Genomic DNA, 16,525 nt, shown 5'->3' with positions numbered 1-16,525 from the left:
GCGGTATTGCTTCGCCATCTTATAGGCATGAGGGTTTCAACCCTCATGCGTTGAATTTGGACCAAGTCTGCAGCAAGCTTGTTGCCCGCCTCCCTGAGGGATTCCTTAGGGAATCCCGCAGAGGGCTGGGTGGGCGGGGACATATTGGCGAATGAGGAGCGCAGCGACGAATACCGCTTAAAAGGAAAGGCCAAGCCGCCAAAGCAGAACGCCCAAACAAAACCGCTCCGATGAGCGGCCCAGCGCTGCGGAGGGGTGGCCGAAGGCCAGACCGAGCTTTTGAGCAAAGCGAAAAAGCGAAGGGCCGAACAGACCTGTGAGCCCCGCAGCATAGCGGCGGCCAGCAAAGCTGGCCGCGGGCCCCAAAAAACAATAATATAGGTGCTTAATAATTCTGCTCCCACTACTGTCCGCGACTCATTTAAGAACAAGAATTTTGTTTGCCATGAGCAATTGTGATTTAAAGTTTTTTTATTAAAAATGAAAAACTATTTTTTTAGCTTTATGGGATTATCTAACTAAAAATATTTGCATGGACAATATCGAGGGTTTAATCGAAGAGGAAAATATTGAAAGATCTGGAAGTCTCTTTTTATGCGAGGAGTTTGGAGGCGGGTGGTTAGACCTAATAACAGAGCAACAACTAGATAAAATTTCAAAAATGAATTGGTTGGAAACCATTTCACTTACCGTATATGAAGAAAATGAATCTATACTATATCTATTAGATCGACTGCCCCAAATAAAGTATTTGATACTTACAGGTTTTACTGAAATACCTTTAAGTAGGGCCTCATTTCCTTCAGAATTAGGTACTTTAGATATATCCCGTTTGGAGACAACAACCGAAGATATTAGCTTCGTAGAAGATCTAGGCACACTAAAAGAACTACATTTATCTTTTAGCAGAATAGATTTTAAAGCGATACAGCAGAGCGCTATAGAAAGCTTGTCTCTAAATTCTTCTGTGAAAAATTTTGAAGAAATTATCGAATTAGACAAACTCAAAGAATTAGAACTACGCTCCATCCCATCTCTGAAAGATTGGTACATCTGTCTCCCTGACACATTAGAGCGTTTTTCAGCTTCATGCTATATGTATGTAGATAGTATACCTTTTTTGGATCGCCTCCCTAATTTAAGAGAAATAGATTTATCTATAGGTGGAGGTGGTAGAATAAATCTGGATTTTTGTAGAGAAATACACCACCTTAGATTTTTGAAAAAGTTAAGCTGTTATAATATACCTTTATCTCTAATAAGGCTAGATAAACTCAATTTGAAGTCTTTAAGTTTGTTTGGGACGGTTAATAGAGATGGGACGACTAGTACAGATTTGTCTAATTTAAAATGCGAAAATTTAGAAAGATTAGAGATTTATGACTGTAGCCCCCTAGTTCTTGGCCCTTGTATATCCAAAAAGAAAGGGTTAAAGAAAATAATATTCCCATGTTAGATATTAGCGGCACAGTGAGCCCCGCAGCATAGCGGCGGCCAGCAAAGCTGGCCGCGGGCCCCAAAAAAAAATAATATAGGCCCACAAAAAAACGCCAGCTTTTATCGAGCTGGCGTTTTTTATTCCCCTTTTCAATTTGGCCTAAGCCTCCTCAAAAAAGTCTACATGTCCGTCAGAGAGGTTGTAGTAGGCCGAAAAGACCTTGAGCTCCCCATTCTGGATTTCATTTTGGATGATGCTGGAGTTGGCCGCTAGGGCTTCTGCCGTTAGTTCGGCATTTTTCTTAACCACTTCGTTCACATCTTGGCAGTTGGGGCAGGCCGAAAGCGCCGGCTGAATATAGTCCAACAAATGCTTGAGGTTATTGCTTTCTGCATCGCCCTCGGCCATGGCGGCCGTAACTGCTCCGCAGCTTTCGTGGCCCATGACCACAATCAAATTAACGTCTAGGTGGGCCACGGCATACTCAATACTCGCAATGGTAGAGGTATTGGCAATATTGCCCGCTACCCGAATCACAAAGAGCTCGCCCAGGCCAGTGTCAAAGGCAAGTTCGGGCACCACTCTAGAGTCGGCACAACTCAAAATAATCGCCCAAGGCGCCTGCCCTTTAGTAAGCTCTTGGCGGCGGTCCATGGCCTGTTTTTTTCCTTCTGCTTGTTCATTGACAAAGCGGTCGTTTCCTGCTTTCAATTTGGCCAAGGCCGCATCCCATAATAAGTTCTTAGACATCTTGATCTTGTTTTTTAGTGTAATGATTGTAGTTCTTTGAGCCAAAGCGCTTTTGCATGGCCTTAAATTCGGCCACTTCTACTCGGTTCATCCAACGAGCAATGTATCCTAAGAGGAGGAAGATGAGCAGCAAGTTGACTCCAATCCATTTTGCCTGATTAAAAAAGGAGGCCAAGGACCAAAGCCAAGCGGGAAGCCGAGGATAGCGCCAAAGCAACAATATAAAAGATATATTTTCTAAAAGATCAGTGATAGAGATCAAAAAAGGGAAAAAACAGAGCTGGTAAAGACTGCCCAAATAACGAGGAAATGAGTTTTGGAGCAGAAAAAGTAGCCAAGCCGAAAAAAACAATCCGTAAGCAAGGGGATAAATCAAGTCTAAACTCATGTATAAGTAGCTCTGATCTTGCCGATAAACAGGCCCCAGATGCGCTAAAAGAGGAATAATCTCTTGAGATTTGAGGCCAAACTGAGCATCCAGTAGCTGAATCTCCTCCCCAGAGGCCAATGGCCCCAGCGCAGCCTGCCAATGAGAAATGAGGTACTGAAAACTCAGGAAAATTAAGAGCAATAGGGCCGCCAAAGCCCATAATCTCTTAGGACGGCTCCAAGGAAGGAGGAAAAAGTAGGCGCGGGCCAAGAACTTGACCTTATTTTTCGAGCTATTCATATTGCTTCATTTATTTATAAATTCTCTTCCGTATATTTTCCGCAGACAAACAGAAAATAATTGATTTTTATGGCCCAAAATGGGCCTCAACAGCTAACAATTTATGCATTTGCTTACCGAAAAAGAACTAACATTAGCCGCATTGCATCAGCTTTGGGCTGAACATACAAAAATTGAATTAACGGACTCCCTTTGGACCAAAGTAAAGGCTTGCCGCGATTTTCTAGAGCAGAAGGTGGCAGCCTCAGAAGACTCTTTTTATGGCATCAATACGGGCTTTGGCTCCCTTTGCGATGTCAAAATTGGCAAGGAGGCCCTAAACGAACTGCAGCATAATTTGGTCCGCTCTCATGCTTTTGGTACGGGCGATTTGGTGCCCCAAGAGCTGGCCCGCCTCATGCTACTACTCAAAATACAGAATCTGGCCCAAGGGTTTTCTGGCGTTCGCCCTATTTTGCTCCAACGCCTCATTGATAGCTATAATGCAGACCTCATTCCCGTCATTTATCAACTCGGTAGCCTAGGCGCCTCTGGCGATTTGGCCCCCCTGGCCCACCTTTCTCTTCCCATTTTAGGCGAGGGAGAGGTCTATTTTAAAGGGGAACGCATGCCCTCGGCCCAAGCCCTAGAAAAATTGGGCTGGCAGCCTCTTGCTCTCGAAATGAAGGAGGGCCTAGCCCTGCTCAATGGTACGCAGTTTTCTTTGGCCTACGGGATTTATAGCTACTGGAAGGCAGAAAAACTTAGCCTTTGGGCCGATAGCATTGCCGCTATTTCTATTGATGGCTTTGGCGGTTTACTTAGCCCCTTTGATGAACGTCTGCATCTTATTCGCCCTCATAATGGCCAATTACAAACGGCCAAAAATATTAGAACTCTACTGGCCGATTCTCCCCTGATGAAGGCCGAAAAAGAGGTGGTGCAAGATCCCTATTCTTTCCGCTGCGTGCCTCAAGTGCATGGGGCCAGCAAAGATGCCCTACAATATGCCAAAAAGGTACTCACTACAGAGCTCAATAGCGTCACCGACAACCCCAATATCTTCCCCGAAACAGATGCGATTCTCTCTGGCGGAAATTTCCACGCCCAACCGCTTGCCCTTACGCTCGATTTTATGGCATTGGCCCTCTCCGAACTTGGAAGTATCTCGGAACGCCGTCTGTATCAACTCATTGGCGGAAAAAGAGGCCTGCCCGCTTTCCTTACTCCCAATTCGGGCCTGCACTCTGGCCTGATGATCGGCCAATATACCGCGGCCTCTATTGCTAGCCAAAATAAACAGCTCTGTACCCCCGCTTCTGTAGATTCTCTGGTCTCTTGCAATGGCCAAGAGGACCATGTGAGTATGGCCGCCAATGCAGGCACCAAACTTTATCGCTTGGTCCATAATCTAGAACGCCTTTTGGCTATTGAACTAATGGCGGCTATGCAAAGCCTAGAGTTTAGAACTCTAACTAGCTCTGCCGCTATCGAAAATTGCCGCCAAGCTTTCCGCCAAGTCGTGCCCGCCATTGAAGGCGATCGGGTGTTTGCCCAAGATCTAGCCAAGGCTATTGACTTTATTGCCAAAAAAGATAGCCCGCTTGCCCAATTAACCAATAATTAGAGCACTTCTGAAGAAAATGATCGAGGATAAGGGCGATTTTTTTGGGCCTCCGCCTCGCTTCGCTCGTCGGCGCTACGTTCCGCAGCTCGCTATTCGCTCGGCCCTGCGCCGCTTTCAGCGGCTGGGTCTGGCCTGACGGCCACTGCTGCACATCGCTAGGCCTGCGGCCCTTCGGGCCTTCTTGCCGCTTTCGCTATTATTGGCTGGCCTAATTCCTTGCTCAAGCTTTTATGCTCAATAATTTGATGGCTCAGAAAGGCCCCAAACTACAGTTTGGGGCCTTTTTTTATCCTTCTAAATAAAGGATCGCTTATTTTAGGGCCTAAGCGCCTTTTATTTTTTAATTAGGAGGGGTATAGGAAAATTAAAAGAGGAGCTTAGAATGCGCCACGGAGGTCTACGGACATCTCGGATTAGCTCCGTGGATTAGATAGAACAGCTAAAAAAAATACAGATGCTTTATCGTTGGACGACTATATACTTAATTCTTTTTGCCCTAACGGCTCCAATTGAACAGCCGCTATGGCCTGCCTACTCTAGATTTTGGGCCGAAGCATTTGAGCCCTTTTATAAGGCTTGCGGGGCGCTTTTAGGGATAGAAGGGGGCTACTATGTTTTAGCATCGGATAGTACCGGCTTTTATTTGCACCTCATTGTTTTGGCTGCGGAGGCGGCTTTACTATTAGTTTGGGACAAAAAAAACTGGAGTCAGCAGTTTCAGTCTTATTTACAATTGGGTATCGCCTATTACTTAGGTATGCAACTGGGGCGTTATGGTCTAGACAAACTGCTCAAACAGCAGTTCTTTTTGCCCGAGCCCAATACCTTATATCAGCCTTTAGGCTATATTGAGAAAGATCTAGCCTTTTGGTCGGTCATGGGCAGTTCTTGGACCTATAGTTTTTGGACCGGTATAGTAGAACTCTTAGCGGCATTAGCATTATTCTATCGTCCTAGTCGAGCATTGGGCGCTTTATTAGCGGCTGGGGTTATGGGGCAGGTTTTGCTCATCAACATCAGTTTTGACATTAATGTCAAGATATACTCGGCTGGGCTTTTATGGATGGCCTTATATCTTCTTTGGCCCAGATTAAAAGGGCTTTGGGTTTGGTCTAGCGGGCAGGCTTTGGCGGTAAAACAGTCCTTAGGGCCTAGTTTTCGCAAAGGGCAAAAAAGAGTGCTCAAAACAGCTCTCCTCCTATTGATCCTTCTGAATATTGCTTGGCCCTATCGGCATCGGCAGCATTGGAACGACGATTTGGAGCCTAGGCCGCCTTTGCATGGGGCCTATGCCCTAGAAGATGGCCAACAATTTTATATCCATCGTCGGGGCTACTGGATCATGCAGCAGGGGAGGAGGCAAAAGAGCTATCGCTTGCGCTATTTGCCCAAAGAGGGCCTTACCCTCTACGATTTGCAGAGCGATAGCCTTTGGGCTCGTTTATATTATCGCCAAACTAGTGACCAACTCTTCCTATTTGGAGAATGGGGAGGGCAAGAGGTTTCTTGGCGGGCCAATACCTTAATGTATAGGGAACTACCGCTTTTGCAGCCTGCAAAACATTGGCGGGTGGAAGATTGGCGGGAATAAAAAAGGCCCAACTCCTTATTGGAGTTGGGCCTTTGGCTTTGCATTCGGACCTACTTTTTGGGTAGGGTTTCTGTTTTTTCGCCAAAGTACTGGACAAAGCGCATAAAGTCGTTGCTCAGTTGTTGGTTATTGGTGGCTCGATAATAAGTATCGGCTAGGCCGCGTAGGGTTTGGTACATAAAGCGGTCCATTTCATTGACCTGCATCTCGAGGGTCCAGAGATCAATTTTGAGGGTATCTTTATGGGCCTTATCAAAGAGGGAGACCAGCATGGCCTTGCATTCTTCGGGGCCGTTTTGGCTATCGGAGGCTTCCCATTCAATTTTGACGGGGGTGCGATCGGCATTGAGGCCGACAGTCAATTGGATATTATTTTCTTGGACCACTTTGTTGGTATCTTTTCCCATGATTCACTTTTATTTTTGGAGGCCGAAATACTGGCCTTGAAAAACGGCTTGGGCGGGGCCCAACAGCCAAATATTTTTAATTTCTTCTTGGTAATCGAACTCTACGGCTAGTTCTCCGCCTTTGGCTCGGACCTCTATGCGTTGATGGCCTTTTGTTTTTGGGCCATGTTGTAGAAAATGAGCAATAGCGGCGGCGGTAACGCCGGTGCCACAGGCCAAAGTTTCATTTTCCACCCCTCTTTCGTAGGTGGCAATTTGGAGTTGTTTAGGGCCGAGGACTTCTACAAAATTGACATTTGCGCCTTTTTCTCCATAGGGAGCGGCATAGCGAATTTTTCGGCCTTCTTGGACCACATCGACGGCTTCGGATTGGGCGACAAACTCAATATGATGAGGAGAGCCCGTATCTAAAAAGCAGTGCGTATCGGCCAGGAGCAAATCCTTATAATCCTGCATTTCTAGGGCAATATAATTAGGCCCTAAGACCTTGGCCTGGTGCAGACCATCCACGGCCATAAAGCTACAGCTATTTTCAAAGAGGCCCAAATGATGGGCAAAGGCGACCAAAGCTCTTCCGCCATTGCCGCACATACTGCTGGGGGCGCCATCGGCATTAAAATAGACCATCTTAAAGTCTGTAGAAGCAGCTGTTTCTAAGAGCATAATGCCATCGGCCCCAATGCCAAACTGTCGGTGGCAGATGCGGGCAATTTCTTGGGCCGAAAAAGAAAACTGCCCATCTCGATTGTCAAAAATGACAAAATCATTGCCTGCTGCTTGATATTTATAGAAAGGAATGGCTGACATTTTAAAGCAATGTTAAAAAAGGATGAAAAAAGAAAGGCCTAGCTAGTTTGCTGTATCTTTTTGATGGTGCAAGCTATTTTGTTGGATATGTCGGGAGGGGGTGGCCTCAAACTGTTGTTTTTTGAGGTCAATTTTACCTGTCCAAACGCCATAGGCCGCAAAGGCAAAAACGGCTAATAGGAAAACAAGGCCGAAATAGGTAAACTTCCAGCCCCAAATATTGCCCATATATTCTTTTCTGTTCTTGCCAAAGACTTGGTCCAAGGCTGCTTCTCGCCGTTCTTTGCGGCTCATGCCCTCATAGGGGTTTGGTTTTTCTCTCATAGCTAAGTAGGCGTTTTAAATTGGGTGGAGCTAAGGGCGTTGTTTAGCGTTTGGGCTTTAACCGCTTTTAAAGGATGGCCGAAGGCCATCATGGCCTAGCGATGTGTAGGGGTGGCCCGCAGGGCCAGACCGAGCCAGCTTGCTGGCGAAGGGCCGAGCGAGTAGCGAGCCCCGGAACGTAGCGCCCTGAGCCCTTGAGGGCGAGGGGAGGCCCCAAAAAAAGCAGAAAAGACCTTTTGCACTAAACTTCTGGCAGTTTTTCTCTTCAAAGCTGCAAAAGTATGAACTTCAGTTAGGATTTTAAAGTTTAAAATCAGATCTTCTAAATCAGCATCTAATCTATATATAGCCTATGAGAAATGGAATTATCCTATTGGCGGTTTCGATCTTGAGTTCGGGATTGACCTTAGGGGTTTATAAAACCTGTCTAGAAAAAGAACGTCCTGCCGGCCAAGAAGTGATTGTGCGGGAATTTGTGCCTAAATACCAAGCGACTTATTATAATGATAGCCCTTATGGCAGTCCGTTGACGGATCGGCCCAAAGACTTTAAGGCGGCGGCCAATTTGGCTCGGCCTTCGGTGGTGCATATTCAGTCTAATGGGGGCAATGAGGAGTTATTTGACTTTGGTTCTGGGGCTTCGGGTTCTGGGGTGATTATTAGTAAGGACGGCTATATGCTGACGAACAACCATGTGGTGGAAGGGGCTCGGCAGGTAGAGGTGACCTTGAATGACCGCAGAAAATACAAGGCGAAGGTGATTGGGACCGATCCTTCTACGGATTTGGCCGTGATTAAGGTAGAAGAAGAGGAGTTGGATGGCCGCGAGTTGCCTGTTTTGGGCTTTGCCAATTCGGATCAGTTGCAGGTGGGCGAATGGGTTTTGGCCGTGGGCAATCCCTTTAATTTGACCTCTACGGTAACGGCGGGGATTGTGTCGGCCAAGGGCCGTAACATTGATATTTTGGAGGGGACTTACTCTATTGAGTCTTTTATTCAGACCGATGCGGCGGTGAATCCGGGCAATAGTGGTGGCGCTTTGATTGATGCAGAGGGCCGTTTGGTGGGGATTAACACCGCTATTATTACTCGTTCGGGCCGATATGAGGGTTACTCTTTTGCGGTGCCGGTCAATTTGGCGCGTAAAGTGGCTAAAGACCTGATTGAATATGGAGAGGTCCAAAGAGGATTTTTGGGCGTAACGATTCGAGATGTGAGCAATGAATTGGCCAAAGAAATGTCGCTTAACTCCTTGGATGGGGTCTATTTGGACCGAGTTAATGCGGGCAGTGCAGCCGAAGAAGGCGGCCTAAAATCAGGCGATATTATTACGCATGTAAATAATGTAAAGGTGAAGAGCTCGCCAGAATTGCAAGAGCAGGTGGGGCTTTTCCGTCCTGGGCAAGAGGTGGCCATCATCTATTTCCGAGATGGAAAATCTTATGAAACAAAGGTAGAGCTCAAGAATGCCTCTAATGGCAATAGCATTGAGGACAAGCCTCGTTCGGAGCGCTTCAGAAATGAGGAAACTGTATTGGAAGAGTTGGGTATTGATATTCGCCCCCTCAATAGCAAAGAGCGTCGCCGCTTGGATCTGGAGAAGGGCTTGATTGTGACTAAAATCCGTTCGGGCAGCCTAATGGAAAGTACCAATATGGACCGCGACTTCATCATTGAGACCGTAAATGGAGAAAAAGTAAAAACTGAAGAGGAATTTATTCAGGCCATTATTCAGGCCGAGGATGAAGTGAAGTTAGATGGTTTTTATGAGAACTTTAGTGGTGATTATAGCTACTTGTTTAATAAATAAACAGCTTATTTTTAAGTTATTACAGTTGGCCCAGCCTATTCATAGGCTGGGCCTTTTTTTTGTTAGGGAACTAACTTTTGGCTTTCTGGGGTATAAATTGCATAGAACTCTGTATAGAGTTTATATCTTCGGACAAATTCTCCACAAAATCTATAATATTTTATGCGTTATTTAATCATCCTCAGTTGTTTTATCCCTCAGCTCCTAGCGGCCCAATCTATACAATGGGCGGCTGTGGTTTTCGACAAATCTTCTGAACTGGCCTTGCCCAAACATAAGGGGCAGTATGTGGCCAAAGAAGTTGTGGGCCCGCCTTCCGTTATTGCAGAAAACTGTAAAGGAACGCCTTGCGCTTGGACGCCCAAGTCAAAGTCTAATGGAGATGGCGAGTTTATTAAAGTGGGCTATAAAACGCCTCAAAAGGTAAAGCAGATCACGGTTTCTGAGGCCTTCAACCCTGGTGCGATTGAAAAAATTGTGGCCTATGGCAGCAAGGGAGAGGTCCGCTTGATTTTTGAGCAAACGCCCGAATTGAGCAAAGAAAATAAAGATCGCAAGGGTAAATTGACCAAATTTGTATTGGAAGAACAGACGGATTTTCTGGTCTCTGCCATTCAGCTCCATCTCAATACCCGTATGGTTTACGGCTATAATCAGATCGATGCCATTGGAATTTCTGAAGAGGAGGTTGACTATCAGGTAGAGGTGCAAACTGTGGCTGGAGCGGATGAGGTAGATGATCCGGTCAATCTTGGGGCAAATATCAATAGCCCAACCGATGAATTGGCCCCCTTGATTTCTCCTGATGGCCAATTGCTTTATTATACCCGTCAGAATCATCCCGATAATCTAGGCGACAAAGGCAATCAGGATGTTTGGTGCGCAAAACTGGGCGAAGATGGGCAGTTTTTGCCCGCCGAAAATATTGGTGCGCCCATCAATAATGAGCGCAATAACTCGATCTGTTCGGTCACGCCCGATGGCCAAACCCTTTTGGTACTCAATGTCTATAAAAAAGATGGGGGCTCGGAGAAGGGGCTTTCTTTTTCGCATAAGGAGGGGGCCGACCGCTGGTCTTTTCCCGAGGCCTTAGAAATTGAAGACTACTACAACCACAATAAGTTTGGCGAGTATAGTCTGGCCAATGATGGCAAAACTTTGGTCTTGGCCATCGAGCGAGATGACTCGGAGGGGGCCAAGGATATTTATGTTTCTTTTAGAAATGAAGATGGCAGCTGGACTGCCCCCCTGCATACGGGAGAGGTCCTGAATACCGCTGCTTCTGAGCTGTCTCCTTATTTGGCGGCCGATGGCAAAACCCTTTATTTTGCTACTTCTGGTCGGCCAGGCTACGGGGAGGCGGATATGTTTATGAGCCGTCGTTTGGACGATAGCTGGACCAATTGGTCGGAGCCGCTCAACCTGGGCCCCAAACTCAATACCTCTGATTTTGATGCCTATTACTCTTTGCCTGCTTCTGGGGAGTACGCTTTTTTCTCTTCTAGTGAAAACTCTTTGGGCAAAACCGATATCATGAAAGTACAATTGCCCGAGTCGGCTCGTCCAGAGGCCGTATTATTGGTCCGTGGCCGAGTATTTAATGCCCTAGACAGCACGCCTTTGGCGGCCTCGGTGCAGTACGAAAGCTTGGGCAAAGAGGGGCCTTCTGGCATTGCCCGCTCCAATCCTCAAACGGGGGCCTATAGCTTGGTTTTGCCTTCAGGGACCAACTACGGATTTTTGGCCCAAAAGGAGAAGTTCCTCTCGGAAAGTAAATCGATTGATTTGCCCAAGGGCGGAGAATATAAAGAAGTGGTGGTAGACCTCTATTTGCACCCGATTCAGAAGGGGGCCAAGATTCGGCTCAACAATATTTTCTTTGATACCAATAAGTATAACCTCAAGGAAGAGGGCCAAAAAGAACTGGACCGCCTCTTGGCCCTAATGGCCCAATATCCAGAAATGAAGATTGAAATTGGGGGACATACCGACAGCCGAGGAAGCTTGGCCGCCAACCAAACGCTTTCTAATAATCGGGCAAAGGCCGTAGTGGACTACCTCCAAGAGCATGGGATTTCGGCTAAGCGCATGAAGGCTAAAGGCTATGGGGAAAATGATCCTGCGGCCAGCAATGAAACAGAAGAAGGCCGTGCCTTTAATCGCCGAATTGAATTGAAGGTATTGGAATTAGATTAAGGGGGTTTGGGGCTTCCCCTCCCTTTGGTCGGGTCGGGCTGTGGCGCAGCTCGCAGGTCTGCTCGGCCCTGCGGCGCTTTCAGCGCCTGGCTCTGGCCCTTCGGGCCACTGCTATCCATCCCTAAGCCAATTAGGGCCTTGCGGCCCTAGCGCTGACTAAACTTCGTTTAGCAGCGCTTTTTTTATTGGTCCAATTGCGGTAGACAGGCGGCGCAGCCGCCGCAAAGGAGCGCAGCGACTGGCCTAGGGGCCTGAAAGGGTGGCCGCAGGCCAGACCGAAGCCCGAAGGGCTGAAGGGCCGAGCAGACCTGCGAGCCCTGCAAGGGCCCGGCCGCCGCAGGCGGCAGGCCCCAAAAAAAACAGCAACCACTGCATCAGTAGCTGCTGTCCTAGTAGAAAGTAGGCTAGACTAAAACCTAGATAGAAAAGTGAATACTTTGGGTTTCTTTTTCGCTGCAATCATGGCCTTCACAAGCTTCAACCTCTAGGTGAAACTCGGTACCGGCGGGATAGCTAGAGAGGTCGATATCCTCTTCGATGTCTACGGTAGTGGCATGCTCATGCACCGTCATGGGGCCAAAAGGAGCGATATAACTGCTGTCGCCCTCGACTTGGAGATAGACATAAATATCGTGTAGGTCCTCATCGGAAGTAACTTGAACATGGATATGCGTTTGGCTGGGGTCGGCCACGGTCCCCTCATTGGCAGGAGAAAGGAAACTGATGCTTACTTCTGCATGATCGTGATCATGCTCATCCTCTTCTTCCTTTTCGCAAGAAGAAAAGCCAAAAAGAAGGACAAAAAGCAGTAGGGGCCAAGAATAAGAAAGTTTCATGATTGATGCTATTTTAGATATTAAAAGGAATACTTTGGATAATGGGTTGGGGGCAGCCATGCTCTAGGCAGCCCTTTACCTCTAGGCGAAATTGGCTACCGGCGGGAAAGGCCGAAAGGTCAATTTGCTCGTTAATCTCTAGGAGGTCGCCATCTCGGGGCGTTCTAGAAGGTGAAAAAGGAGCGATATAGCTGCTATCTCCGTCTAGGTAGAGAAAAACCTGCACCCCATGGATATTTTCTGGAGTAGAGACCTCTAGTTGGAAATTGGCGTTGGCGGGATCGGCTAGGGTTTCATTGGCCGAGGGGCTAATAAAACTGACCTGAAACTCTGTGATTTGGATGTCCTCCTCTTCCTTGCTACAGGCCGAAAAAGAAAAAAACAGGCCCAGCAAAAGCAAGAGAGATAAAGTTTTGTTCATGATAAATGGATTTCAACAACTGTTAATAAGGGCAAAGATAAATATAAATGCAACAATGTTGCAACAACTTAGCCAGAAAAGACTTAAGCTTTTGCTAAATCTTTGGTTTTGGGCTAATTGGGCAGAAGCTTAATTTTTTGTCTAAAAAAGATTAAATTTGTAAGGACCTCAAAGCGATAGCAGGCTTTGAGCATTTGTTTGGATAAGCCTTTTTTCATTCATATTAAATCATACACTTTATGAGAATTTATACGCTAATTGCGGCCTGTCTCTTTTTGAGCATTGCCGGCTTGAGGGCGCAGTGTACCCAGGTAGCTCCCTATTCGGAGAGCTTTGATGGGACGACAACGCCTACTTGTTGGACCGAAAGCGGCTCGGATACCTGGAAGTATAGTACAGGAGCTGCTTATGGGGCTGGTGGTACCTTAGACCATACTGGAAATGGCGGGAACTACGCCTGGATTGACGGTTCTGGGACTAGTGGACCCACTGTTGCAACAACTTTAGAGACGCCTTTGGTTGATATTTCGGGCCTAACGACCCCTACTTTGACTTATTGGGTTTTTAGTAATAATACCAATAACCCTGGAGATAACAACACCTTGATCATTGACTTTTTTGATGGGGCCAGTTGGAACAATGTGGATACTTTCCGTCAGGATAGCATTGACTGGGTGGAGTTTAAAGTTGACCTCTCTGTTTATACGATTACGGGTAATGTACAGGCACGCTTTACGGTAGTAGAAGATTGTCCTACTGATGCTTTTTACAATGACATCTTGCTAGATGACATTAGCTTTGCCAACTTGCCCACTTGTTTGACTGCAGCCAATATGACTGCTTCTAATGTTATGCCTACTGCTGTGGATTTGGATTGGACCGACAATAATGCGGTTTCTGCAGGTTCTTATATCGTAGAGTATGGCCCTACGGGCTTTACTCAAGGTGCAGGAACTATGGTATCGGCCATAACTACTCCATTTAATCTAACTGGACTAATGGCTGCTACGGACTATGATGTCTATGTGCGCCCATTCTGTGGGGTAGGTGATACTGCAGCTTATACAGCTCCTTTGAGCTTTACAACAGCTTGTAATACCTTTGTCGCTCCTTATCTAGAAACCTTTGATGGTTCTGCTACGCCTAACTGCTGGACCGAGAGTGGTTCTGAGGCTTGGAAGTATAGTACGGCTGCAGGTTATGCCGCTGGAAATGCTGGCGACCATACTGGAAATGCTGGAAATTATGCTTGGATTGATGGTTCTACTCCAACTGGAGCTAGCCAAATCTCTACTCTAGAGACGCCTCAGGTAGATATTACGGCCTTGACTCGCCCAGGCCTTATTTTTTGGGTATACTCTAACAATACCACCAACCCCGGCGATAACAATACTTTGATTATTGATATCTATGATGGGGCCAACTGGACCACTGTAGACACTATCCGCCAAGATTTTCCAAACTGGCATGAGGTGATGGTCGACTTGAGTGTCTTTACGATTACTGGCCCTGTACAGGCCCGCTTTACTGTAGTCGAAGATGCTGGAACGGCTTTCTACAACGATATCCTAATTGATGATGTAGCCTTTGATGACTTGCCTACTTGTTTGGCCGTTTCTGGCCTAGCCGCTAGCAATATTACCGCCACTTCTGCCGACTTGAACTGGACGGGAACTGGCTCTAACTTCCAAGTAGAAGTAGTCATGGCTGGAAATACCCCCACAGGAACTACTGCCGTAATCAATACCAACAGTAGCAACCAAACGGGTCTTATGGATAATACAACTTATGAGGCTTATGTCCGTGAAGTTTGTGCCCCTGGCGATACTTCTGCCTGGAGCATGATTAGCTTTACAACCCTTTGTGCGGTCAATGGAGATACGCCCACAGATCCTATTATGGTATCTACGGCTACTTTTAATGATACAAGCAGTACCGCTAGCTGTTATACCGACTTTATCGCCAACTCTTCTGCCGATGTTTGGTATCAACTGATTATCACTGATCCTTGTGTGACCACTATTGACGCCTCACTTTGTGGCTCTAGCTACGATACTTATCTCCGTATCTATGATGCTGGAATCAGCCAGATTGCGGGCAATGACGATAACTGTGGCACGCGCTCAGAAATTTTGGGCACGCCTGTTAATTACCTCGACACCATTTATGTAATGGTAGAAGGTTACAGTACAAACACAGGGGCTTATGTCCTAAATATCACTCAAAATGCGGAGAGCCCCTCCGCTGATATTAGCTATCCTTTTGCATCTTATTGCCAAAACTCTGGACAAGTTGCTGTGACTAACAATGGTGACCTTGGCGGTACTTATATGAGCACTGCAGGCCTTAATATTGATAGCCTAACTGGTGAGATTTCTGCTGGTGCTTCTGCAATTGGAGCCTATAGCGTTATTTATGGTGTTGGTCCAAACATGAGCTGTATGGATTATGACACTGTTGCTGTAGCTATTGCAGATGCCGACACCGCTGACATTAGCTACCCTATGGCTAATTATTGCTTTGGTGCGGGTACTGTTACGCCTACTATCGCAGCTACCCAAGGCGGTAGCTTTAGCAGCCCCTCTAATGTAGTTGATCTCGATCCTACTACTGGTGCAATCAATGTAGATAACTCTAGTGCTGGTCTTCACGCTATCGTCTATACTACGCCCAACGCTTGTGCCGATCTCGATACTTTTGTCATCAATATCGATGCGGCCGATACCGCAGATATTAGCTATGCCATGAGCAGCTACTGCCTAGATGGAACAAACCCCATTGCGCAAATCAATGCCAGCAATAACGGTTTGTTTAGCTCTACGCCTGGTATCGCTATCGAGAGCTTTGGCGGTACAATTGACCTCGCCAATAGCCAAGCGGGTGCTTATGTGATTTCTTATACTACACAAGGGAATTGCCCCGATGTAGATACCGTTATGCTCGTACTTAATGCTCGTGATGATGCTAGCTTTGTCTATGATACCACAACTTTCTGCCTAGGAACTCAAGCTACCACTTTGCCAACTACAATGGTTTCAGGCGGAACCTTCAGTAGTAGTACAGGCCTAGTTCTTGATCCTAATACTGGAACAATTGACTTTGATAATAGCCCAATCAATGCTAACCACAGTGTTACTTATACTACAGCTGGTGCTTGTAGCAACAGCGCTAGCATTAACATTGCTTTCATTGACTGTAGCACCAGCATTACCACTTGGAATGAGCAAAACATTAAGCTCTTCCCCAACCCCAACAACGGTCAGTTCCAACTCCAATTGGAGCAAGCCCTAGAAGGCGAGCAGCAGATTCGCATCTTCAATGCTTTGGGCCAAGTGGTTTGGACGCAAACCGCAAGCATCCAACAACAATACAACTTTAACCTCAACGATTTGCCCGCTGGCCAATATATCCTTCAACTAGAAGGTAAGGATGGCCGCCTACAATTGCCTTTCGTTTTGGCCAAATAGTTTAATTAGCTTTTGCTAAACCCTTTAAAGGTCCAGTACTTCGGTGCTGGACCTTTTCTTTTTTTGGGGCTGCCCCAGCCTTTGGCTGGGTCGGGCTGTTTCGCAGCTCGCTGTTCGCTCGGCCCTGCGCCGCCTTCAGCGGCTGGGTCTGGCCTTCGGCCACTGCTGTCCATCCCTCAGCCGCGGGCCTTCGGCCCTTTTA

Annotated in this window: 13 protein-coding genes; 6 read left to right on the top strand and 7 right to left on the bottom strand. The window is 46.8% G+C overall.

The genetic code is table 11. The annotated features are described in order from the left end of the window. The first annotated feature begins 532 nt into the window (after positions 1 to 532). A complete protein-coding gene (locus OP864_RS05355) occupies positions 533 to 1,456 on the top strand; it encodes a hypothetical protein (RefSeq protein ID WP_270100247.1) in 924 nt (307 codons plus the stop codon). A 141-nt stretch (positions 1,457 to 1,597) separates the two neighbouring features. Here the strand turns inward: OP864_RS05355 and OP864_RS05350 are convergent, their stop codons facing one another. Further along, the gene (locus tag OP864_RS05350; RefSeq protein ID WP_270100246.1) at positions 1,598 to 2,188 is read right to left on the bottom strand and encodes a carbonic anhydrase; all 591 of its coding nucleotides are present in this window, start codon (positions 2,186 to 2,188) and stop codon (positions 1,598 to 1,600) included. Continuing rightward, positions 2,181 to 2,858: a hypothetical protein gene (locus tag OP864_RS05345; protein ID WP_270100245.1), complete on the bottom strand. Its 678-nt coding sequence runs from the start codon at positions 2,856 to 2,858 to the stop codon at positions 2,181 to 2,183. Before OP864_RS05345 ends, OP864_RS05350 begins: the two co-directional genes overlap by 8 nt. A 103-nt stretch (positions 2,859 to 2,961) precedes the next feature. On the opposite strand from OP864_RS05345, the gene hutH reads away from it, so the two are divergent. Together hutH and OP864_RS05335 are read left to right on the top strand one after the other, a co-directional pair. Further along, positions 2,962 to 4,464 (top strand): histidine ammonia-lyase, encoded by a 1,503-nt coding sequence (hutH, locus tag OP864_RS05340; protein WP_270100244.1) that lies wholly within the window; start codon positions 2,962 to 2,964, stop codon positions 4,462 to 4,464. A 454-nt stretch (positions 4,465 to 4,918) separates the two neighbouring features. Further along, positions 4,919 to 6,055, top strand: a complete 1,137-nt coding sequence (locus OP864_RS05335) for a hypothetical protein (RefSeq protein ID WP_270100243.1) — start codon at positions 4,919 to 4,921, stop codon at positions 6,053 to 6,055. Between the two features lie 50 nt (positions 6,056 to 6,105). On the opposite strand, the gene OP864_RS05330 is transcribed toward OP864_RS05335, so the two are convergent. Genes OP864_RS05330 through OP864_RS05320 form a run of 3 tightly spaced genes read right to left on the bottom strand, consistent with a single transcriptional unit; the run spans position 6,106 to position 7,593 of the window. Next, positions 6,106 to 6,462 carry a gliding motility protein GldC gene (locus OP864_RS05330; RefSeq protein WP_270100242.1) on the bottom strand — a complete coding sequence of 119 codons (357 nt, stop codon included), beginning with the start codon at positions 6,460 to 6,462 and terminating at the stop codon, positions 6,106 to 6,108. Between the two features lie 9 nt (positions 6,463 to 6,471). After that, positions 6,472 to 7,269, bottom strand: coding sequence for a diaminopimelate epimerase (gene dapF, locus OP864_RS05325; RefSeq protein ID WP_270100241.1), 798 nt, complete (start codon positions 7,267 to 7,269; stop codon positions 6,472 to 6,474). 42 nt (positions 7,270 to 7,311) lie between these two features. Continuing rightward, positions 7,312 to 7,593 carry a hypothetical protein gene (locus OP864_RS05320; protein ID WP_015691764.1) on the bottom strand — a complete coding sequence of 94 codons (282 nt, stop codon included), beginning with the start codon at positions 7,591 to 7,593 and terminating at the stop codon, positions 7,312 to 7,314. Positions 7,594 to 7,945: 352 nt separating this feature from the next. Between OP864_RS05320 and OP864_RS05315 the strand changes: the two genes are divergently transcribed. Continuing rightward, positions 7,946 to 9,403 (top strand): S1C family serine protease, encoded by a 1,458-nt coding sequence (locus OP864_RS05315; RefSeq protein WP_270100240.1) that lies wholly within the window; start codon positions 7,946 to 7,948, stop codon positions 9,401 to 9,403. Between the two features lie 162 nt (positions 9,404 to 9,565). Then, positions 9,566 to 11,599 (top strand): OmpA family protein, encoded by a 2,034-nt coding sequence (locus OP864_RS05310; protein ID WP_270100239.1) that lies wholly within the window; start codon positions 9,566 to 9,568, stop codon positions 11,597 to 11,599. 416 nt (positions 11,600 to 12,015) lie between these two features. Here OP864_RS05310 and OP864_RS05305 read toward each other — a convergent pair whose 3' ends face one another. Together OP864_RS05305 and OP864_RS05300 are read right to left on the bottom strand one after the other, a co-directional pair. After that, positions 12,016 to 12,435, bottom strand: a complete 420-nt coding sequence (locus OP864_RS05305; protein ID WP_270100238.1) for a hypothetical protein — start codon at positions 12,433 to 12,435, stop codon at positions 12,016 to 12,018. Between the two features lie 13 nt (positions 12,436 to 12,448). Next, positions 12,449 to 12,856, bottom strand: coding sequence for a hypothetical protein (locus tag OP864_RS05300; RefSeq protein WP_015691760.1), 408 nt, complete (start codon positions 12,854 to 12,856; stop codon positions 12,449 to 12,451). Between the two features lie 239 nt (positions 12,857 to 13,095). Between OP864_RS05300 and OP864_RS05295 the strand changes: the two genes are divergently transcribed. Then, on the top strand, positions 13,096 to 16,323 hold the full coding sequence (locus tag OP864_RS05295; protein WP_270100237.1) for a T9SS type A sorting domain-containing protein: 3,228 nt from the start codon (positions 13,096 to 13,098) through the stop codon (positions 16,321 to 16,323). Positions 16,324 to 16,525: the final 202 nt, after the last annotated feature.

The sequence above is a fragment of the Saprospira grandis genome, assembly GCF_027594745.1.
GTDB lineage: Bacteria > Bacteroidota > Bacteroidia > Chitinophagales > Saprospiraceae > Saprospira > Saprospira grandis.
This window is presented reverse-complemented; position numbering and strand designations above follow the sequence as displayed.